Here is a 446-nt window from a genome sequence, read left to right as displayed (position 1 = left end):
TGTTTCCCTCTTCACGATGGACGTTAGCACCCACCGTGTGTCTCCCGGATAGTACTCACAGGTATTCGGAGTTTGCATCGGGTTGGTAAGTCGGGATGACCCCCTAGCCTTAACAGTGCTCTACCCCCAGTAGTATTCGTCCGAGGCGCTACCTAAATAGCTTTCGGGGAGAACCAGCTATCTCCGGGCTTGATTAGCCTTTCACTCCGATCCACAAGTCATCCCCTGGCTTTTCAACGACAGTGGGTTCGGTCCTCCAGTTGATGTTACTCAACCTTCAACCTGCTCATGGATAGATCGCCCGGTTTCGGGTCTATGCCCAGCGACTAAATCGCCCTATTCAGACTCGGTTTCCCTACGGCTCCCCTAAACGGTTAACCTCGCCACTGAACATAAGTCGCTGACCCATTATACAAAAGGTACGCCGTCACGGAACAAGTCCGCTC

1 rRNA gene is annotated in these 446 nt (G+C 52.9%); it reads right to left on the bottom strand.

Annotated elements, in window-relative coordinates:
* Positions 1 to 446: ribosomal RNA gene (locus tag BIU95_RS13845) — 23S ribosomal RNA — on the bottom strand; the annotation flags it as partial.

Source organism: Curtobacterium sp. MCBA15_007 (assembly GCF_001864905.1).
GTDB lineage: Bacteria > Actinomycetota > Actinomycetes > Actinomycetales > Microbacteriaceae > Curtobacterium > Curtobacterium poinsettiae.
This window is presented reverse-complemented; position numbering and strand designations above follow the sequence as displayed.